The sequence below is a fragment of the Nonomuraea sp. ATR24 genome (assembly GCF_041950485.1).
Lineage (GTDB): Bacteria > Actinomycetota > Actinomycetes > Streptosporangiales > Streptosporangiaceae > Nonomuraea > Nonomuraea ceibae.
Genome location: NZ_JBGNUU010000004.1, coordinates 376,637 through 395,857, shown reverse-complemented (window position 1 = coordinate 395,857; position 19,221 = coordinate 376,637). Strand labels below are relative to the sequence as shown.

General features: G+C 72.7%; 20 protein-coding genes. 9 read left to right on the top strand and 11 right to left on the bottom strand.

Annotated features, from left to right (window positions below; translation table 11 throughout):
• Positions 1 to 21: 21 nt before the first annotated feature.
• Genes ACBI99_RS12810 through ACBI99_RS12785 form a run of 6 tightly spaced genes read right to left on the bottom strand, consistent with a single transcriptional unit; the run spans position 22 to position 6,620 of the window.
• The gene (locus tag ACBI99_RS12810; protein ID WP_375072366.1) at positions 22 to 1,767 is read right to left on the bottom strand and encodes an ABC transporter substrate-binding protein; all 1,746 of its coding nucleotides are present in this window, start codon (positions 1,765 to 1,767) and stop codon (positions 22 to 24) included.
• A 46-nt stretch (positions 1,768 to 1,813) separates the two neighbouring features.
• Positions 1,814 to 3,397, bottom strand: a complete 1,584-nt coding sequence (locus tag ACBI99_RS12805) for a thiamine pyrophosphate-dependent enzyme (RefSeq protein WP_375072365.1) — start codon at positions 3,395 to 3,397, stop codon at positions 1,814 to 1,816.
• Positions 3,394 to 4,158, bottom strand: coding sequence for an ABC transporter ATP-binding protein (locus ACBI99_RS12800; protein WP_375072364.1), 765 nt, complete (start codon positions 4,156 to 4,158; stop codon positions 3,394 to 3,396). Before ACBI99_RS12800 ends, ACBI99_RS12805 begins: the two co-directional genes overlap by 4 nt.
• Positions 4,151 to 4,900, bottom strand: a complete 750-nt coding sequence (locus ACBI99_RS12795; RefSeq protein ID WP_357584277.1) for an ABC transporter permease — start codon at positions 4,898 to 4,900, stop codon at positions 4,151 to 4,153. The genes ACBI99_RS12800 and ACBI99_RS12795 overlap by 8 nt, the downstream gene beginning before the upstream one ends.
• Positions 4,897 to 5,673 (bottom strand): ABC transporter permease, encoded by a 777-nt coding sequence (locus tag ACBI99_RS12790; protein ID WP_219500650.1) that lies wholly within the window; start codon positions 5,671 to 5,673, stop codon positions 4,897 to 4,899. Before ACBI99_RS12790 ends, ACBI99_RS12795 begins: the two co-directional genes overlap by 4 nt.
• Entirely contained in the window at positions 5,670 to 6,620 is a 951-nt protein-coding gene (locus ACBI99_RS12785; protein WP_364173515.1) for an ABC transporter substrate-binding protein, read from the bottom strand. Before ACBI99_RS12785 ends, ACBI99_RS12790 begins: the two co-directional genes overlap by 4 nt.
• 108 nt (positions 6,621 to 6,728) lie before the next feature.
• Here ACBI99_RS12785 and ACBI99_RS12780 point away from each other — a divergent pair, with 108 nt between their 5' ends.
• The gene (locus tag ACBI99_RS12780; RefSeq protein WP_375072363.1) at positions 6,729 to 7,484 is read left to right on the top strand and encodes an IclR family transcriptional regulator C-terminal domain-containing protein; all 756 of its coding nucleotides are present in this window, start codon (positions 6,729 to 6,731) and stop codon (positions 7,482 to 7,484) included.
• Between the two features lie 324 nt (positions 7,485 to 7,808).
• Here the strand turns inward: ACBI99_RS12780 and ACBI99_RS12775 are convergent, their stop codons facing one another.
• Positions 7,809 to 8,627, bottom strand: coding sequence for a MerR family transcriptional regulator (locus ACBI99_RS12775; protein WP_375072362.1), 819 nt, complete (start codon positions 8,625 to 8,627; stop codon positions 7,809 to 7,811).
• Positions 8,628 to 8,678: 51 nt separating this feature from the next.
• Complete coding sequence (locus ACBI99_RS12770; protein ID WP_357584271.1) at positions 8,679 to 9,392, bottom strand: helix-turn-helix domain-containing protein; 714 nt, start codon at positions 9,390 to 9,392, stop codon at positions 8,679 to 8,681.
• Positions 9,393 to 9,642: 250 nt separating this feature from the next.
• On the opposite strand from ACBI99_RS12770, the gene ACBI99_RS12765 reads away from it, so the two are divergent.
• The 7 genes from ACBI99_RS12765 (at position 9,643) to tgmC (ending at position 15,016) form a co-directional block, all read left to right on the top strand.
• Positions 9,643 to 10,872 (top strand): serine hydrolase, encoded by a 1,230-nt coding sequence (locus tag ACBI99_RS12765; protein WP_219500667.1) that lies wholly within the window; start codon positions 9,643 to 9,645, stop codon positions 10,870 to 10,872.
• A 23-nt stretch (positions 10,873 to 10,895) separates the two neighbouring features.
• A complete protein-coding gene (locus tag ACBI99_RS12760; protein WP_357584267.1) occupies positions 10,896 to 11,297 on the top strand; it encodes a hypothetical protein in 402 nt (133 codons plus the stop codon).
• Positions 11,298 to 11,381: 84 nt separating this feature from the next.
• Positions 11,382 to 11,927, top strand: coding sequence for a UTRA domain-containing protein (locus ACBI99_RS12755; protein WP_357584265.1), 546 nt, complete (start codon positions 11,382 to 11,384; stop codon positions 11,925 to 11,927).
• A 3-nt stretch (positions 11,928 to 11,930) separates the two neighbouring features.
• Positions 11,931 to 12,689 (top strand): GntR family transcriptional regulator, encoded by a 759-nt coding sequence (locus tag ACBI99_RS12750; RefSeq protein WP_375072361.1) that lies wholly within the window; start codon positions 11,931 to 11,933, stop codon positions 12,687 to 12,689.
• A gap of 79 nt (positions 12,690 to 12,768) precedes the next feature.
• The gene (locus tag ACBI99_RS12745) at positions 12,769 to 12,915 is read left to right on the top strand and encodes a hypothetical protein (RefSeq protein WP_219500671.1); all 147 of its coding nucleotides are present in this window, start codon (positions 12,769 to 12,771) and stop codon (positions 12,913 to 12,915) included.
• Positions 12,915 to 13,871, top strand: coding sequence for an ATP-grasp ribosomal peptide maturase (gene tgmB / locus ACBI99_RS12740; protein WP_375072360.1), 957 nt, complete (start codon positions 12,915 to 12,917; stop codon positions 13,869 to 13,871). The genes ACBI99_RS12745 and tgmB overlap by 1 nt, the downstream gene beginning before the upstream one ends.
• Entirely contained in the window at positions 13,868 to 15,016 is a 1,149-nt protein-coding gene (gene tgmC / locus ACBI99_RS12735; RefSeq protein WP_375072359.1) for an ATP-grasp peptide maturase system methyltransferase, read from the top strand. Before tgmB ends, tgmC begins: the two co-directional genes overlap by 4 nt.
• Before the next feature lie 52 nt (positions 15,017 to 15,068).
• Here tgmC and ACBI99_RS12730 read toward each other — a convergent pair whose 3' ends face one another.
• A complete protein-coding gene (locus tag ACBI99_RS12730; RefSeq protein ID WP_375072358.1) occupies positions 15,069 to 16,076 on the bottom strand; it encodes a LysR family transcriptional regulator in 1,008 nt (335 codons plus the stop codon).
• A 124-nt stretch (positions 16,077 to 16,200) separates the two neighbouring features.
• On the opposite strand from ACBI99_RS12730, the gene ACBI99_RS12725 reads away from it, so the two are divergent.
• The gene (locus tag ACBI99_RS12725) at positions 16,201 to 16,749 is read left to right on the top strand and encodes a hypothetical protein (protein WP_357584253.1); all 549 of its coding nucleotides are present in this window, start codon (positions 16,201 to 16,203) and stop codon (positions 16,747 to 16,749) included.
• A 41-nt stretch (positions 16,750 to 16,790) separates the two neighbouring features.
• On the opposite strand, the gene ACBI99_RS12720 is transcribed toward ACBI99_RS12725, so the two are convergent.
• Together ACBI99_RS12720 and ACBI99_RS12715 are read right to left on the bottom strand one after the other, a co-directional pair.
• A complete protein-coding gene (locus ACBI99_RS12720) occupies positions 16,791 to 17,678 on the bottom strand; it encodes a MurR/RpiR family transcriptional regulator (RefSeq protein ID WP_357584251.1) in 888 nt (295 codons plus the stop codon).
• On the bottom strand, positions 17,663 to 19,135 hold the full coding sequence (locus tag ACBI99_RS12715; RefSeq protein WP_375072357.1) for a glycoside hydrolase family 3 protein: 1,473 nt from the start codon (positions 19,133 to 19,135) through the stop codon (positions 17,663 to 17,665). Before ACBI99_RS12715 ends, ACBI99_RS12720 begins: the two co-directional genes overlap by 16 nt.
• Positions 19,136 to 19,221: the final 86 nt, after the last annotated feature.

The window sequence follows — 19,221 nt, the reverse complement described above, 5'->3', positions numbered from 1 at the left end:
CGGAGCCGTGAACCGGTGCTGTCAGGGCCGGGCTGATTCGGCGCGGAAGGCGTGCTGCGCCAGCTCCACCGGCGCGATCACCCGGCTGCGGCCGTCCTGCACCTGGTGGACGAGGTGTGCGTGGGCCAGCGAGGCGTCCCAGGTGTCGTCCGGGTAGGCCAGCGCCCGCTGGCCGCGCCCGCCGAAGTAGTACGGGCCCGCCGCCCCCCGGTGCACGCCCTCGCGCAGCGAGCGCACCACCGCCCCGAAGTCCCACGGCCTGCCGACCTCCGACCAGGCGCCGGCCAGCATGTGGATCATGTCGTAGTGGATGGCCGCGCTGCCGCTGCCCGGCTCGTCCCCGTAGGCGTGCCGGTAGCGGCGCATGAACCTGGCGCTCACCGGGTCCCCGTACGTGCCGATGACCGTGGACCACAGCAGGCCCTCGGCCAGCCCCTCCATCCGCTCCTCGAACCGGGGGATCGTCGGCGTCCACACCGTGTAGACCAGCGACCGGCTGCCCGACCCGCGCAGCTCCTCCAGGAACCGGCGCAGCTCGTCCTCCACGTACGTGCACACCAGCACGGCCGCCGGCTCGATCGCCTGGATGCCGGCCACCACCTCGGGCCACGGCACCCGCGTGTCGGCGATCGGCACCATCGCGGCCAGGTCCCAGCCGCGCGCCCCGGCCAGCTCGTCCAGCTCGGCGGCCCGGTGCGGGTCGTGGTCGTCCTCGCGCACCAGCGCCACCAGCCGCCGGTTGTCCGGCCGCCACTGCCCGGAGGTGTCGAGCAGATCCAACGTCCGGACGAACCCGGACAAGTACGCCGTCTCGGTGGCACACACCTGGAACGTCTGCCCGAGCATGCCGGGATTGTCGTGCACGTGCTCGGTGATCGACGGCGACACCATCGCGTGCATCAGCGGCGCCCGGTACTCGGCCGCCAGGGTGATCGCGCCCAGGTGGTAGCGCGGGCTCACGTTGCCCAGCGTGATGGCGTCCACGTCGTGCGAGCGCAGGTACTCCACCGCGCGCAGCAGGTCGCCGTCCGTGTCGCCGGACACCTCGATCGCCAGGTGGTCGATCCGCCGCCCGCCCACGCCGCCGCGCGCGTTGACCTCCTCCACCGCGATCGCCGCGCCCCGCCGCATCGCCAGCGCGTCGAACCGCCTCGGCCCGTCGAGCGGGTAGATCGCGCCCAGCCGGATCGGCCGCCTGACGGACCCGCCGCCCGGCCCCGGCCTCGGCGCCGGCTCGGCCCGGGCGCAGCCGCCGGTCACCCGGCCCACCGCCGTGACCGCGAACCCCTCCGGCCCGGAGAACGGCGCCAGCAGCGCCTCCTCGTCCACGGCCAGCGCCGCCGCCGCCGTCCGCGTCGGCGCGCCCAGCTTGACCAGGATCCGCTCGACATGCGTGGCCACGGTACGGGCCCCGCACCCGACGCGCTCGGCCGCCTCCGGGTTCGTCATGCCGACGGCCACGCAGGTCAGCACCTCGTGCTCGCGCTCCGTCAGCCCCAACGGCGCCTCGCACCGCCGCGCCTCCAGCCCGGTCACGGTGCCGCGCCCGGTGACGGACACCTCGACGCTCACCCGGTACAGCCGCCGGTCCGCGCCCCGCCAGTAGTAGCGCAACACCCCCGGCCCCTCGCCGGCGGCCCGCATCGCATGCTGGACCAGAGGACGATTACGCGCGAAGAACCCGGCGGCGCCGGTCACGACCCGCTTCCCGGGTTCGACCACGAGCCTGGCCCGGAACTCCGGCTCCGCCTCCAGACGTCTCTCCATTTCGTGACGATACCGGCCATATCCCACAAACCGCCACCGCCTGGGCTCAGGGTTGGAAGTCGGGGTCGACGCTCACCTGGATGTCCAGCAGCAGGGGGTCGGGGCGGGTGCGCAGGGCCGGGATCACCTCGTCCAGCGTCGCCGTCAGCGCGGCGTGGTCGTCGATCCGCCTGGCCTCGCAGCCGAGCGCCCTGGCCAGGCCGCTCACGCTCACCTCGTCGAAGGCCGGCCAGGGGGCCTTGCCGCCCTGCTTGTCGGCCAGCCGGTCCATGATCGCGTACCGGCCGTTGGCGAGCACCACGAACAGCGCGCCCACCCGGTAGTGGGCGGCGCTCCACAGGGCCTGCACGCCGTAGAGGGCCGACCCGTCGCCGGCGACCGCCACGACCGGCCGGTCCGGCAGCGCCATCCGCAGCCCGACGGCGGCGGGCAGCGCGAACCCGAGCCCGCCCATCGCCGCCGACACGAACCCGAGCGGGTTGCGCGCCGGCATCAGCCGGTGCAGGTCGGGCCGCGACGACGGGGTCTCCTCGACGAGCACCACGTCCCGGGGCAGCCGGGCGGCGAGCTCCGCCAGCACGTGGGCGGGCCGCAACGGCCGCCCGCCCGGGGGCGGCCCGGGTGCCTCGGCGCGCAAGCGGGGGACGGCCGTCACGGGCCGGGCGGGCACCAGGCCGAGCAGGGCGGCGCAGGCGGCGGCCGGTGCGGCCAGGCAGGCCAGGTCGGCCGGGCTGCGGTGCGCCTCCTCGGGGTCGTCGGTGACGAGCGCGACCAGAGTGCCCGGCTCCACCAGAGGCCCGGGCGCGTACGGGTACTGCCGGAACACCGGCGCACCCACGGCGAGCACCACGTCGTGCCCGGCGAGCGCGGCCCGCAGGCGCGGCCGGTCGGCCGGCAGCACGCCCGCGTACTGCGGATGGTCCTGCGGGAACCCGGCCCGCGCGCCGAACGACTCCTGCCACACCGGGCACCCGAGCCGCTCCGCCAGCGCGACCAGCGGCTCCCAGGCGCGCACCCCCGCCCCTGCCACGATCGCGGGGGAGCGCGCCCCGGCCAGCATCGCGGCCAGCGGCCCCACGTCACCGGCCGCCTCCGCCCGCACCAGCCGCGCGGGCGCCGCGGGGGTCTCGCCCTCGTACGGCGCCGCCCAGTCGTCCATCGGCACCACGACCAGCGCCGGCCCCCGGTACGTGACGGCCCGGTGGCAGGCGGCGGCCACGGCTCCGGGCACGTCCTGCGCCCGGACCGGCTGGTCGACGTGCACCGGGTAGTCGCCGGCCAGCCCCGCCAGCCGCCCGGCCAGGAACGGCTCCAGAGCCAGGTGCCGCCGGTCCTGCTGCCCGACGAGGATGACGAGCGGCACCCGGTTCACCCGGGCGGTGGCGATGGCGCCGACGGCGTTGCCCAGCCCGGCCGTGGTGTGCAGCACGGCCAGCGCGGGCGCGTCGTGCCCGATGGCCCAGCCGGTGGCCATCCCGACCACGGACCCCTCGTGCAGCGCGAGCGTGAAGGTGAGGTCGTCGGGCAGCCCGGTCAGCAGCGACACCTCGGTCGAGCCCGGATTGCAGAAGATCGTCGTCAGCCCGGTGCGGCGCAGCACCTCGAACGTGGCGTCCCTGACCGTCGTCATCCCCGGGCCGCCTGGATCCGTGCGTAGACGTGCCCGCGCAGCTCGCCGAACCTGGGCAGCGACCGGGTTTTGAGCTGGTCCCGGTCGGGCGGCAGGTCGATCTTCAGGTCCTCGGTGACGACCGTCGGCGACGACGACAGCACGATCACCCGCTGTCCCAGGTAGACGGCCTCGTCGATATCGTGTGTGACGAACAGCGTGGTCACCTCCAGGTCCCGCCACAGGCGCAGGATCAGGTCCTCCAGGTCCGCCCGGGTCTGCGCGTCGACGGCCGCGAACGGCTCGTCCATCAGCATCACCTGAGGCTCGTACGCCACCGCGCGGGCGATCGCCACCCGCTGCTGCATGCCGCCGGACAGCTGCCACGGATGCGCCTGGGCGGCGTCGGCCAGCCCCACCGACTCCAGCGACTGCGTGACCAGCTCCCGGCGCCTCGGCGCGGGCACCTTCTTCTCCTTCAACGGCAACTCCACGTTCTGCCACACGGTCATCCACGGGAACAGGCTGCGGCCGTACTCCTGGAAGACCACCGCCATGCGCGGCGGCGGCCCGGTGACGGGCACCCCGTCCAGCCGCACCTCGCCGGTGCTCGCGGGGAGCAGCCCGGCGACCATGCGCAGCAGCGTCGTCTTGCCGCACCCGGACGGCCCCACGACGCACACCAGCTCCCCGGCCGCCACCTCGAACGTCAGCGACCGGATCGCCTCGACGCTGCGTCCCAGGCTCTCGTACGTCTTTCCCAGCCGGTCGATCTCAAGCACGCGCGGCTCCGCTGCCGTAGTACCAGGACAGGACCCGCCGCTCCAGGCGGCGGAAGAGCAGCGAGAGGCCCAGCCCGAGCAGCCCGAGCAGCAGGATGCCGCTCCACATCTCGGCGATCTGGAACTGCCGCTGGAACAGCACGATCGTGAACCCGAGCCCGCTGGAGCTGGCGAACATCTCGCTGATGACCATGAGGATGATGCCGATCGACAGGGCCTGCCGCAGCCCGGCCATGATCTGCGGGCCGGCCCCGGGCAGCACGAACCTGCGTAGCCTCGACCCGCCGCGCACCCCGTACATCCGGCAGGTGTCGGCGAGCACCCCGTCCAGCGCGCGCACGCCCTCGACGGTGTTGAGCAGGACGGGCCACACGCAGCCGGAGACGATGACGAGCACCTTCATCGGCGTGTCGATGCCCGCCAGCAGCATGATCAGCGGGACCAGCACCGGCGGCGGGATCGCCCGGAAGAACTCCAGTACCGGCTCCAGCGTGGCCCGCAGCCTCGGCGACAGCCCGATCGGCACGCCCAGCCCGATCCCCAGCAGCGCCGCCAGCGCGTAGCCCGCCAGCAGCCGTCCCACGCTGGGCAGCACGTCGCCGGTCAGCCGCTCGGAGAGCCACGTCTCGGCGAACGCCACCGCGACCCGGTCCGGGCTCGGCAGGTAGAACGACCCGCCGCTGACCGCCCACCAGACCAGCACCAGCAGCGCGGGCACCCCGAGCAGCCTGACGACCCTCACCCGGCCACCTCCCCGCGCACGGCCGGATGCCAGGCCAGCACCCGGCGTTCCAGCAGCCGTACGGCGGTGTTGACGCCGATGCCGATCAGCCCGGCGACGACGACGAGCGCGTACACGGTGGAGACCGCGCCGCTGCTCTGCGCCACCTGGATCTGCGCGCCCAGCCCGGGGCTGCCGATCACCAGCTCCGCGGTGACCGCCAGGATGAACGCCACCGCCGCCGCCAGCCTGAGCCCCGTCATCACGTACGGCAGCGCGGTCGGCCACACCAGGTGCCGCACCCGCGACCAGGCCGACAGCCCGTAGGCGCGAGCGGTGTCGTCGGCGACCGCATCGACCGCCGCGACCCCGTACAGCACCTGGATGAGCACCTGCCAGAACGACGCGTACACCACCAGCAGCAACGTCGACCCGAGCGACGGCCCGAACAGCAGCGTCGCCAGCGGCACCAGCGCCACCGACGGGATCGGCCGCAGGAACTCCACGGTCGAGCTCGTCGCCGCCCGCAGCCCCGGCACGACGCCGATCACCACCCCGGCCGCCACCGCCAGCGCGAACGCCAGCGCCAGCCCGGCCGCCCAGCCGCGCATCGTCTCGCCCAGCGCCACCCACAGCCCGGCCGTGGCCAGCTCGCCGGCGAGCGTGCGCAGAATCTCCGAAGCCGGAGGCAGGAACCGCTCATCGACCAGCCCGAGCCGGGGCGCCGCCTCCAGCACGGCCAGCAGCCCGGCCGGCCCGATCAGCCCGAGCAGCCCGTGGTGCGGCCGGCTCACGGCACCAGCTCCGAGACGTCGATCTCGGCGTTCAGCACGCCGTCGGCCAGCGCCAGGTCCGCGATCGTCTGCACCGACGCGCGGTTCACCTCGGCGGGCCACTTCGGCAGGTAGATCTTCTCGATCACCTCGGGCGCGATCTTCGTGTACGTCGACAGTACCTGGCGCACCTCGTCCGGATGCGTGTCGGCGTACTCCAGCGACTTGCGCATCGCCGCGGTGAACCGCTTGGTCAGGTCAGGGTCGGTCCGGCTCGTGGTGAAGTACATGGCCACGGTCAGCGCGTCGGCGGCGTCGGCGAAGTTCCACGCCACCGGGCGGGCGCCCTGGCTGATCGCCTGGCTCACGAACGGCTCCACCACCCAGATGGCGTCCACCCTGTCGTTCTCCAGCGCGGCCGGGGCGTCGGGGAAGGGCAGCTCGACGAACTCGATGCCGTCCGGGTCGCCGCCGTCCTTGCGCACCGAGGCGCGGATCGTGGTGTCGCCGATGTTCTTCAACTGGTTGACCGAGACCTTCTTGCCCGCCAGGTCCTTGGCCGACCTGATCGGGCTGCCCGGCTTGACCAGCACCGCGCTGAAGTCCTTGCCCGGCTCGCCGGTCGAGGAGACGCCGTTGGCCACCACCCTGATGTCGAGCCCCTGCTGCTTGGCCGTCAGCAGCGAGGTGGTGTTGGCGAAGGCGAACTGGAACTGCCCGCTCACCGCGCCCGTGATGCTCGCCGCCCCGCCCTGGACCGGGGTGATCGTCAGGTCGATGTCCTGCTCGTCGAAGAACCCCTTGGCCTTGCCCAGGTGGATCGGCGCGGTGTCGACGATCGCGATGACACCGGCGTTGACCTTGTCCTTGCCCGTGCCCTCGCCCGTGCCCTCGCCCGGCGGGGCCTGGGGTCCGCCGCACGCGGCGGCCAGTAACAGGACGAGGGGGACCGCGAGAGCGAGACGCACGATGTTCTCCCGATTGTCTGTTCGCTATGCGCACATTTATTCTCTGGTCGAACACCCCCCGCTACGCGGGAACATACGCGCTCACCGCCCCCTGTCAAGGGATCTCCGATGGCTGATCACGTCCAGTCGCTGGCCCGTGGGCTCGCCGTCATCCGCGCCTTCAGCGCCGTCTCGCCCGCGCTGACCTTGAGCGACGTGGCGCGGGCCACCGGGCTCACGCGGGCGGCGGCCCGGCGCTTTTTGCTGACATTGACGGATTTGGGATATGTGCGGAACGACGGCCGGCTGTTCTCCCTCACTCCCCGCGTCCTGGAGCTCGGGTACGCGTACCTCTCCAGCCTGTCGCTCCCCGAAGTCGCCGCGCCCCATCTGGAACGCCTCGCCGCCGACGTCCACGAATCGGCGTCCGTGGCCGTGCTCGACGGCGAGGACGTCGTGTACGTGGCCCGCGTCGCCACCGCCCGCATCATGCGCGTCACCATCAGCATCGGGACCCGCTTCCCCGCCTACTGCACCTCCATGGGCCGCGTCCTCCTCGCCGCCCTGCCCCCGGCCGCCCTCGACGCCTACCTCACCCGCGCCCGCCTGCGCCCCCTCACCGCCCGCACCATCACCCAGCCACCGGCCCTCCACGCCGAACTCGACCTCGTACGCGCCCAGGGCTGGGCCATGGTCGACCAGGAACTGGAGGAAGGGCTCCGCTCCCTGGCCGTCCCCATCCGCGACCGATCGGGCACGACGGTGGCGGCGGTGAACGTGTCCACCCACGCCAGCCGGATGACCCTGGCCCAGGCCCGCCGCGACCTCCTGCCCCGCCTCCAGGCCACCGCCACCTACATCGAAGCCGACCTCACCCCGTCCTGACCCCCTGACCGCAAGGTCCTCGCCCGGGAGCGCGCTTCGCGCGGGGCGGCTCGGGCTGTGTCGCCGGGGGGAGCCGAGCTCCCCCGCGCCCCCCTTGCCGGTGGCCTCCGGCCCCCGGACCCCCGAGCGCGGCGCGGGGAGCACGAGGGAGGCCGAAGGCCCACCTGACAGGTACATGCGCCGGCCTAGGCATCTCGCCGGGGATCGTGGTGGGCCGCCTCCAGCATGACGGCCTCTGGCCTGCGCGGCAGGGCAACGGGTTGAAGCGAAAAGTGAACCTGGAGAGCGACTTCTGAACACGTGACCCTGCTGACGGCGGGGGCGTCAGCTCCAGGTGGCCGTGTCCGGGTCGATGCCGCAGGCTCGCGCGTTGGCGTCGATGATGTCGCGCAGCCAGCAGGCCAGGCCCGGCTCGAGGTCGTCGTAGTAGTCCGCGAACCCCGGCTCCTCGGCCTGCTTCCTGCCCAGGCAGACCTGCATCGCGTGCGTGCAGTCGAAGTACGCGCCGATGGACGCCCGGTGCCGTTCGGCCAGGGCGTTGGCCTCGGCGCTTCCCGGCGTGACGCCGGCGCGTTTGGCGGCTGCCAGGTCGTGCTCCAGTGCCGCCTTGGAGTCGGCGACCTGTTGCCAGTCCTCGGGGGTCCTGCCGGCGGCGCGTTCGGCGTACTGGACCCATTGGGGTGTGTCGCCCCAGCGGTCGCGGGCGCCGGCGATCCAGGACGGCTCCCAGCGCCGGCCGAAGATCGCGACCTGCTCCTCAGCGGAGAGCAGGATGCCGTCGCTGGCGGCTTCGATCATGCGGTCGACCGCGTCGACCATCGTCCGGAGGCGGGAGATGCGGTCGAGGAGCTGGGCGCGCTGCTGTTTCAGCGGCACGGTCATGTCGGCCGAGGGGGCGTCGAGGAGTTCGCCGATGTCTTCGAGGGGCAGGCCGAGCTCGCGGTAGATGAGCACGCGGTGGATGCGGGCGATGTCGGCCGCCGAGTAGAGCCGGTAGCCGCCGGAGGTGCGCCCGGACGGGCTGACGAGCCCGATCGCGTCCCAGTGGTGCAGGGTGCGGACGGTGACTCCCGCGTGGGAGGCCGTGGCCCCGACGGTCAGCCCGTCGGCTCCCGCGGCTTCGTCCGTCGCGCTGCTGGTCACGCCGTCGAGTCTGCCATGCGTGCCCGGCCGGCGTGCCTCCCGGGGGCGCGCTCAGCGTTGCCCGGCGTTGCGGGCGCGCCACTGGTCCATGGCCTGCCGGTGGGCGTCGGTGACGAGGTGGAGGAAGTCGGCGGAGGCCTCGAACCGGGCGCCCGCCGGGGTCGTGGTCCCGAGGATCGCGCCGCCGCGCCGTGACGCGGCGATCAGGATCTCGTTCATCTCCAGGGCCGCCTGGATGGACCGCAGCCACATGTCCTCGTCCATGACGTAGCGCTCGCGCCGCCCGCCGGGGTCGCGTTCGCGCCTGAGCATGCCCTGCTGTTCGAGGAAGGTGACGGCGTGCGAGATCGACGCGGGGCTGACGCGCAGCCGCTGGACCAGGTCGGCGGCGGTGAGGCTGCCCGAGTCGGTGACGTACAGGCTGGCCAGCACCCTGGCCGCCATCTTCGGCAGCCCCTGCTGGGCGAGCAGGTCGGTGAAGGAGCGGGTGAAGTCCTCGACCGCCTGCGGGTCGCGTCCGTGGCCGCTTTCGGGGACGGGCGGCGGGGGAGGCTGGGTCCGCTTGCGCCGGCGGGCGCGCACCTGGGTGGCCTCCTGCGCCCGGTCGGCCCCGTAGCCGTCGGGGCCGCCGTTGCGGGTGACCTCCCGCATGACCGTCGAGGCGGGCCTCCCCAGCCGCCGGCCGATCTCCGCGTATCCGAGCCCTTCGGCCAGCCATGCGGCGATGTTCTCCCGGTCCTGGCCGGTCAGTCTGCCTCCGGGCATCGGTGCTCGGCTCCCCTCGGTCGGCGTGCGCGTGACTCTGCTGCACAGTATGCGTTCACCCGTATCTCATTGCAATATCAGCGTACCTTTCTCCTTTGCGTTCAGCGACATACTCATTGCAAAGAAGGCTCGCTAGCTCCAAACTACCAGCGAGAAAGGTGCGATTTTGCATGTTGACGAAACTTTGAACGCAATGTACTGTCGCAGTCGTTCAGAGATTCCCGAACACAAACTGAGAGCGAGAACCATCATGGAGAACGGCACCCGAGGCTTCACCAAGACGGGGCTGAGCAGGCTGCACGACGTGCTGGCGCGGCATGTCGAGTCCGGGCGGATCCCCGGCCTCGTCGCCCTCGTCAGCCGTGGTGACGAGACGCATGTCGAGACGATCGGGACGATGCGTCACGACGGCGGCGCGCCGATGCGCCGCGACACGATCTTCCGGATGGCGTCCACGTCCAAGCCGGTCTCGATGGCGGCGGCGATGATCCTGATCGACGAGTGCAGGCTGCGTTTCGACGACCCGGTGCAGGAGTGGCTGCCCGAGCTGGCCGACCGTCAGGTGCTGAGGCGCTACGACAGCCCGCTGGACGACACCGTGCCGGCGCGGCGGCCGATCACCGTACGGGACGTGCTGACGTCCACGTTCGGGCTCGGCATGGACATGACGTCGCTGGGCACGCCGATCATGAACGAGATTTTCAGCCGGGGCCTCACGCCCAACCTGCCGGAGCCGATGCCCGAGCCCGACGAGTTCATGCGCCGCCTGGGCGAGCTGCCGCTGATGCACCAGCCCGGCGAGCGCTGGCAGTACCACATCAGCAACGACCTGATCGGCGTGCTGGTGGCCAGGGTCACCGGTCAGCCGTTCGAGACGTTCCTGCGCGAGCGCCTCTTCGGGCCGCTGGGCATGACCGACACCGGGTTCCACGTCCCCGCTGACAAGATCGACCGCCTGCCCACCCTGTACGCGCCCGATCCCCAGTCGGGCGAGTTCCTGGTGTGGGACGAGGCCGAAGGCGGGCGCTGGAGCCAGTCGCCGGCGTTCCCGAGCGGCGGCGGCGGGCTCGTCTCGACCGTCGACGACTACCACGCCTACTTCCGCATGCTGCTCAACGGCGGCACCCACCGCGGCGAGCGGATCCTGTCGCGGCCCGCCGTGGAGCTGATGACCACCAACCGCCTCACGCCCGAGCAGCAGGCCGCCCGCCACGCCATGGCGACCGACAACGTCCACATCTCCCACGGCCAGGGCCAGCACGGCGGCTGGGGCCTCGGGATGGCGGTGCGCACCTTCCGCGGCGACTACGCGCCCGTCGGCCAGTTCGGCTGGGACGGCGGCAGCGGCACCTCCAGCTACGCCGACCCCGCCAACCAGCTCACCGGCCTGCTCCTCACCCAGGTCGGCGCGTCGGTCCCCGACCCGATGCGGCTCATGCACGACTTCTGGACCACGCTCTACCAGGCCCTCGACAACTGACCAGCGGATCGGAGACGACCACCATGTCCATCACCCTCGCCGAACAGGACCAGCTCACCCTGCGCACCGCCGCCTACGGCGCCGTCTCGCTGATGGCCGCCGCCTCCGGCAAGCCGCACAAGGCCGCCACCCAGGGCTCCGTCGCCCTGTCCTCGGCCACCGGCCTGGTCGGCCACGTGCTCGCCGACACCTCCACGGCCGTCAACCTGTACGGCAAGTCCGTGGCCGCGCTCGCCGACCACGTGCTGCCCGCCCTGACGGAGGCCATGGCCCTGCTCAAGCGGCAGGCCCCGGCCGAGGCGGGCAACTTCCGCACCACCGTCCTCCTCGCCGTCGACACGGCCGCCCGCGCCCACAACGGCGACCCCAGCCCCATCAGCGCCGACATGGCCCGCAAGATCACCGAAGCCCTCGACGCCGCGTGACCTCGCGCCGGTCCGCGCGGCATCGGCGAAAGTACTGTGGAGATCGTGGTGTCCTTTACTACCTAACCGGATATGGGGGTAAGGATGAACGATCGTCACGATTGGCTGGGCAGCACCGCGCGCTACGTGGCACCGCGCACGCCGGGGGAGCCTGACGCCTGGAGCGAAGAGCTGGCCGAGCACGGCCGGCGCGGCTCCCAGAGGCTCCGCGAAGCGGGCGAGGCCGAGCCTCCCGGCTTCGTGGCCGCCGCACTCCGCCTCGCCGACGGTGAGCGGGCGGTGGTACGGCGGCGCGTCATGCTGGAGGAGGACCGGCCGGTCGAGCTCACCGACTCCTATTACCCCCGGTCCGTCGCGGCGGGCACGGGGCTCGCGGAGCCCCGGAAGATCCGGGGCGGCGCCCCGACGCTGCTGGCCGAGCTCGGTTACGTGGCCGACGAGGTGGTCGAGGACCTTTCCGTGAGGCGGGCGGAGCCGGACGAGGCGCACGAGCTGGCGCTGCCGGCCGGCGCCCTGGTCATCCAGCTCGTCCGGGTCAGCTCGACCGCGGACGGCGTGCCGTACGAGGTCTCCGTGATGACGATGCGGCCCGAGGGGCGTCACTTCCGCTACCGGCTGAAGGCGGGCTGAGCGGTGGCGACCAAGGAGGACGGGCGTCCGAGGCACCAGCAGATCGCGGCGGAGATCCGGGCGCGGGTCATGTCAGGGGACCTGGTGCCCGGCACCCGCCTGCCGACGACGCAACAGCTCATGTCCACCTACGACGTCACGAACCAGACGGTTCAGCGGGCGTTGAGCGTGCTCAAGGACGAGGGGTTCCTGATAGGTCGTGCCGGAGTCGGGGTGTACGTGCGGGACGATTCGGTCCTCGCCCTCGAACCCGCCGCCTACCACCGGCCGCCCGCCGACGGCATGCCGTACCCCTGGACGAGCGAGGCCGAGGCGCGAGGCCGGCGTGGCGCGGTCCGGATCCTGGAGGTGGCGACCGTGCGGCCGCCGGTCGAGGTGGCCCGGCTGTGGGGCGGGCGGGTGTCGATGCGGCGCCTGCTGTTGCTGCTCGATCAGCAGCCGACCGAGCTGGCCTGGATCTACCATCCGCTGGAGATCGCCGACCGGACTCCCCTCGTCGGGCGGCGCAAGATTCCCGGGGGCACCGCACGGGTCCTCGCCGACCTGGGGCTGCCGCCGGTCGAGTGGGCGGACCGGGTATCGGCGCGGCTGCCCACGACCGAGGAGCTGGAACTGCTGCACCTGCCCGACGACGTGCCCGTGCTGCGGACGTTCCGGACGGTGTACGCGGAGGGCGGGCGGCCGGTCGAGGTGCAGGTGCTCGTCAAGGGCGGCCACCGGTACGAGCTGACTTACCGAAATGCTTACCCCCTTAGGGAGTAAAGAAGTATGGTGGGGCTCCCCTGCGGATGATCGGAGAAGCGCCATGCGCCGTTCGTACGTCCCCTGGGGAGTGAGCCGGATGGCTCCCTTCCCAGTGATCGAGGCCGCCAAGCACGGCTCCAACGTCGAGCGGCCGACGGCCACCGCGCCGCCCATGCCCGACGGCGACGGCAGCGGCAGCGGCCACGGCAAGCAGGACTCCACGACCGACTGGGTGTCCGACTGATGCCGGTGCTGGTGGTGTCCTGCGTGGACGACCCCACGGCCGACCTGGTGCTGGCCGAGCTGTGCGACCGGGAGGTCCCGGTGGTGCGGTTCGACCCCGGCGCCGACTTCCCCCACGAGCTGACCCTGTCGGCCTCGGTCGGCGACACCGGCCTGGCCGGCTCGATCGAGACCGCGGCGCGCAGGCTCGACCTGCTCGGCGTGCAGGCGGTCTACTGGCGTCACCCCACGCCCTACCGGCCGCCGCGACATCTGGACGAGCACACCGGCCGGTGGGTGGCCGACCAGTCACGCTTCGGGCTGGGCGGCGTCCTCGCCGCGCTGCCGGGGGCCCGCTACCTCAACCACCCCTGGCGCAACCGGGACGCCGAGCACAAGCCGGTCCAGCTCGCCACCGCCGTGACCGCCGGGCTCAGGGTGCCGCGGACGCTGGTGACCAACAGTCTCGACAGCGTCCGGTCGTTCGCGTCCGTCGTGGGCGACGTGGTCTACAAACCGCTGTGGTCGACCCCGTACCAGAACGCGGATGGTGAGGCGCGGACCATCTGGGCGGACGTGATCGACCCTGGGACGCTCGACGAGCGGGTGGGCGGCGCCGCGCACCTGTTCCAGGAGCGGGTGCGCAAGGTCGCCGACGTCCGGGTGACGATGGTGGGCGAGAGGGCCTTCGCCGTCCGCATCGACGGTGCGCCCCGGCTCGACTGGCGCCAGGACTACCCGTCCCTGACCTACACGCCGGTGGACGCGCCGTCCACGATCGTGCGGGGGATGCGCGCCTACCTCGACGCGTTCCGGCTGGACTTCGGCGCGTTCGACTTCTCCCTGACGCCTGACGGCGACTGGGTGTTCCTGGAGTGCAATCCGAACGGCCAATGGGGCTGGTTCGGCCCGGACATCTCGCAGCCGATAGCTCACGCGATAGTCGATCAGCTCACAACAGCCGAAGCGCGGCGATGAGCTCATCCGCGGCGCGGCACAGGCAGGAGATGGCCGGACTCCTGGCCTCGGAGAAGGGCGTCACGGATCGGCGCTGGATCGAGGCGGTCGCCGCCGTGCCGCGTGAGCTGTTCCTCGGCGACGCCGTCTTCCACCCGGACGACGGCGCGCAGGGCACGCTCTGGCGTCCGGTCCGGCGCGACCGGACGGATCCCGAGACCTGGTCGCGCATGGCCTACGCGGATCGGAGCTGGGTGACGCAGGTCGACGGCGTGCTGGCCGAGGACGCCACGCGGGCGCTGCCCGGGGCACCGACCTCCTCTTCGACGCTGCCCAGCCTGGTGGTGAAGATGCTGGAACGGGCCGAGATCGCCGAGGGGGACCGGGTGCTGGAGATAGGCACCGGCACGGGCTACTCCACCGGCCTGCTGTGTGAGCGCCTCGGCGCAGGTCAGGTGACGTCGGTCGAGTTCGACCCGGCGGTGGCGGCCCGTGCCAGGGCGGCCCTCGAATCCGCCGGGCACGCGCCGGTCCTGATCGTCGGTGACGGGCTGACGGCCTACGACAAGGACGCCGAGTACGACCGGCTGATCGCCACCTGCTCGGTGCGCTACATCCCCGCGCCCTGGATCTGGCAGGTACGGGACGGCGGCACCATCACGACCCCGTTGTCCGGATGGCTGGGAGGCACGGTCCTGGCGCATCTCACGGTGGAGCCCGGCGGGGCCGGCGGGCGGTTCCTGCCTGATGAGCTGTCGTTCATGTTCGCCAGGCCGCACGACCGGCCCTCACGCGCCCACTACCTGCTCCGCCTCGGCGAGCAGCGCGAGACGCGGATCGCCCCGGCCGTGCTGGACGACCCGGCCGCCCGGTTCGTGGCCCAGCTGGGAGTTCCGTCCGCGGAGCTGATGGGCGCCGGGGACCACGTCGTGCTCCTGGACGTGGCCACCGGCTCCCAGGCCACGACCGAGCCCGCGCCCGGAGGCGGCTGGAGGGTACGCCAGCACGGCCCCCTGCGCCTGTGGGACGCCGCCGAGGACGCGATCGAGACCTGGCGGGAGGCGGGGAGCCCGCCCGTCTCGGCGTTCGGGCTCACCGTCACCCCGCAGGGCCAGCGGGTGTGGCTCGGCGATCCGGGCGGGCCGTCGTGGAGTCTGCCGGCGTGAGCCGCCGAAAATGCCGAAACCGCTGTCCTTTACTCAGGGAGTCAGGTGAATATCAGGCGTCCGAATGGTGGGAGAGAAAGGTGCGGGCCGCCTGGCGGATGGCGGCGATGACCGGGCGGTCGCGGTCGGTCTGCAACCAGGCCAGCGCGGACGTACTCGGAGAAAGATCCACCACGTCGAGATAACGCACCCCGGGCCGTGGATAGAAATCGCGTGCGGCGGCGGGCAGAAAGCCGGCGGCCTCGCCGCGGGCGACGGCGAGAAGCAGCGCCTCCATGTCGGGGACGACGGGCCCGAAGCGCACCGGGCGGCCGTCCGGGCGCGGGTTCACCGCCCAGAAGTCGCGCCAGACGCGCGGCACCTCGGCCGGCATGTCGACGAAGGTGTGCTCGCCGAGCTGGGCGAGGGTGAGCCGGGGCTCGGCGGCCGGCGGGTCGTCGGCGGGCAGGCAGACCACGCGGGGTTCGGTGGCCAGGACCTGGAGGCCGATGCCGGGCGGCGCGGGTGGCCGGGAGAAGACGACGTCGACGTCGCCGCGGATGAGCGCGCCGAGGTGGTCGGCGAAGTTGAGGGTGGAAAGCCGCACGTCGATGCCCGGGTAGTGGTCATGGAGGCGGTCGAGGATGGCGCGGGTGTAGGGCATCGCGGCCTCCGCGCCGACGGTGCCGATGGCCAGCCGCCCGGTGACGGTCGCGGCGTGCTCGCCGGCCTCCCGGCGCAGCGCGTCCAGGGCGGTGACGGCGGCCCGGATCGCCGGCAGCAGGCTCCTCCCGGTGGTGGTGAGCTCGACGCTGCGGCTGGTGCGCTCGATCAGCCGGACTCGCAGCCGGTGTTCGAGAGCCTTGATCTGCTTGCTGAACGCGGGCTGTGTCATGAACAGTCGTGCCGCCGCCCTGCCGAAGTGCAGTTCTTCGGCGAGGACGAGCAGTAATCGCAGTTGGTGCGGGCTCGGGTCGCCGCCACTCGTTCCGGTGGACGGCTCCTTGTGCGCCTCTCTGGAACGGCCAATCCCCCGGGGCTTCCCCCGGCACGGCGAAACCGCGCTCGGTGAAGAATCCATATACCGGATGCTATCAATGAAAATTCGATGGGAATCGAATTTTCCTTTGCCGCCAGGGCCCGCCGGACGAGCATGGAACCCGGCTCGTCCGGAGCCAGTTGTCAAACGATCGGCAAGGAGCGCAATGAGGATCTGGAACAGGCTCGCCGTCGTGATCACCCTGCTGGCGGCGGGGCTCGTCGGCGCGCAGGGCGCGGCCCTGGCCACGCCCACGCCGGCCGACACGGGGAAGGCGGGGAAGACGCAGTACTGCAACATCGTCGTGGGCAAGGCGCCCAAGGGGGAGCTGTCGCCGATCCTGTCGAGGTCGTGCGGCACCGACCCGGAGGCGGCCCGGACCGACGTCAGCATCCAGGCACGCACGCTGCTGATGGAGTGGAACGAGCACGCCTTCAACGACCCGCCCACGACCGTCGGCCGCATCTACGGCGACTACGGCCCGTGTGACTCCGACGGCTACCGGGTGCGGGCGGAGGGCTTCTGGGCCAACCGCATCTCCGGGTTCGCCACCTGGAACCGGTGCAGCGTCGCCACGGGCTACGACCTGGTGAACGTCTCAGGTGACCAGCAGACCTGGAACGGCACCGCCAACGCCTGCGAGTGCGTGGACGTCGGCTTCGTCGGCTACTACATGAACGACCGCATCGAGTCGTTCTGGATCCGCCGGGGCTGACCCGACGGGCCACGGGGCGTCCGCCTGCCAGGCGGGCGCCCCTAGGAGCGGTGGCGGTAGCGGTCCGTGGCTTCGCGGGTGGCGCGGATGGCCGCGTCGGCCCGGTCGTAGGTCCGCTGGGCCAGTCCCACGAAGATGCAGTCCACGATCAGGAGCTGGCTGATGCGGCTGGCCAGGGCGCCGGGCCGGAACGCCGTCTCGCGTCCGGCCGACACCAGCGTGTGGTCGGCCACCCCGGCCAGCGAGGAGCGCGGGTTGTTGGTGATCGCGACCACCAGCGCCCCCGCGTCGGCCGCCGTGCGGGCGGGCACGAGGACGTCGGGCGTCTCCCCGCTGCAACTGATGGCCACCACCACGTCCCCGCCGCGCAGCAGCGCGGCGCTGGTCAGCGCCAGGTGCGCGTCGCTGAACGGGTGGCTGGACAGCCCGATCCGCAGCAGCTTCTGCGACATGTCGGCGGCCACCAGCCCGGACGCGGCGACGCCGTACACGTCGACGCGGCGCGCGCCGGCGATGGCCGTGACGACCTCGCCGAGGCCGTCCGGGTCGAGCTGGGCGGCGGTGTCGGCGAGCGCCTCCGACTCGGCGCGGGCGACCTTGGCGATCACGTCGGTCAGCGGGTCGTCGGGGCCGAGGTCGCCGGGGACGAGCCGTTCTGGCTCCTTGGCGACGGCGGCGGCCAGGGCGAAGCGCATCTGGGAGTAGCCGCTGAAGCCCAGGGCGCGGGCGGTCCGGACGATGGTGGCCTCGCTCGTCCCCGACACCACGCTGAACTCGGTGATCGTGCTCCTGACGACCAGGCCGGGGTCGTCGAGGATGATGCGGGCGATCGACTGGGCGGCGGGGGTGAGTGAGGGCAGCACGGCCCGTACGGCCGCGACCGGGCTGGCCGGCTCGCCGTCGACGGTGCCGGTCACGAGGTGAGCCATTCGGCCGCCGCCTGGGCCGAGACGCGGGAGATGCCGTGGGTGGCCAGGTGGACGGCGCCGGCGGGGGCGTCGGGGATGCCGGTGTCGACGACGATCACGTCGGGGCGCTCCTGGACGGCCTGGGCGATGCGGTCGCGGACCCACGGGTGGCGGGCGGCGTCGTGCACGACGAGGACGACGGGGCGCCGGTCGGCGCTGGAGCCGAGGCCGACCTTGGCGGCGAGCCCGGCGCCGAGGCGGGGGAGCGGGCCGCCGGGCTCCATCTGGACCCGGGTGGTGCCGGGGAGCAGGGCGGTCAGGGCGGCGGTGATGCCGGTGGGGGTGGCCGGGTCGACGGCCTGGTTGAAGCGCGTGTTGACCTCGACGACCAGGGGCGGGCTGGTGAGGGTGACGGTTCCGGTCGGGGTCAGCGCCGCCCGGGCGGCCTCCAGTCCGGCGTCGGTGGCCGGTTCGGCGAGCGCGGCCTGGCGGGCGGGGGCCTGGGCGGCGTACCAGCCGGACAGGGCGGCGACCCGGCCGGCGGCCTCGGCGAGCCGTTCCTCGGTCAGTTGCCCGGTCTTGACGGCCTCGACGATGGCGTCGCGGAGCTCGTACAGGCTGTCCTCGGTGACGTGGCCGGCGCAGATGGCGTCGACGCCGGCGGCGAGGGAGCGGACGGCGATCTCGCCGGGGGTGAAACGCGCGGCCACGGCCTTCATCTCGATGGCGTCGGTGACGAGCAGGCCGTCGAAGCCGAGCTCGCCCCGCAGCAGGTCGGTGAGGACGGCGCGGCTGAGCGTGGCGGGCAGGTCGGGGTCGAGCGCGGGGATCAGCAGGTGGCCGCACATGATCGAGCGCACCCCGGCGGCCACGGCGGCGCGGAACGGCGGCAGGTCGCGTTCGGCGAGCTCGTCGCGCGTGGCGTGCACGGTGGGCAGCGCCAGGTGGGAGTCGGTGGTGGTGTCGCCGTGGCCGGGGAAGTGCTTGGCGCAGGCGGCGACGCCGGCGCCCTGGACGCCGTTGACGTAGGCGACGGTGTGGCGGGCGACCAGGTCGGGGTCGGGGCCGAAGGATCGGATGCCGATGACCGGATTGGCCGGGTTGGCGTTCACGTCGGCGGCGGGGGCGTAGTCGAGCGTGACGTCGGACCGGGCCAGCAGGCGGCCGATCTCGCGGCCGACCCGCTCGGTGAGCGTCACGTCGTCGGCGACGCCGAGCGCGCGGTTGCCGGGGAAGGAGCTGCCGGTGGCGACCTCGAACCGGGTCACGGCGCCGCCTTCCTCGTCGACGGCGACGACGGCGGCCGGGTTCGCGGCGCGGATCTCGGCGACGACCTGCGGTCGCGGGTCGTTGCGCGCGAACAGCACGACGCCGCCGAGGCCCTGGCCCAGCGCTCGGCGCATCCAGTCGGGAACGGTGGTTCCCTCGTAGCCGGGCTGAAGCACTGCCATGGCCAGTCGGTACAGGTCAGCGGTCATGCGGCATTTTCCTTCACAGTTGTTGATCTGAAGGTAATTTTCTGTCATCGTCGCCCCAGACACAACCACTTCCGAGAGGCCACCCC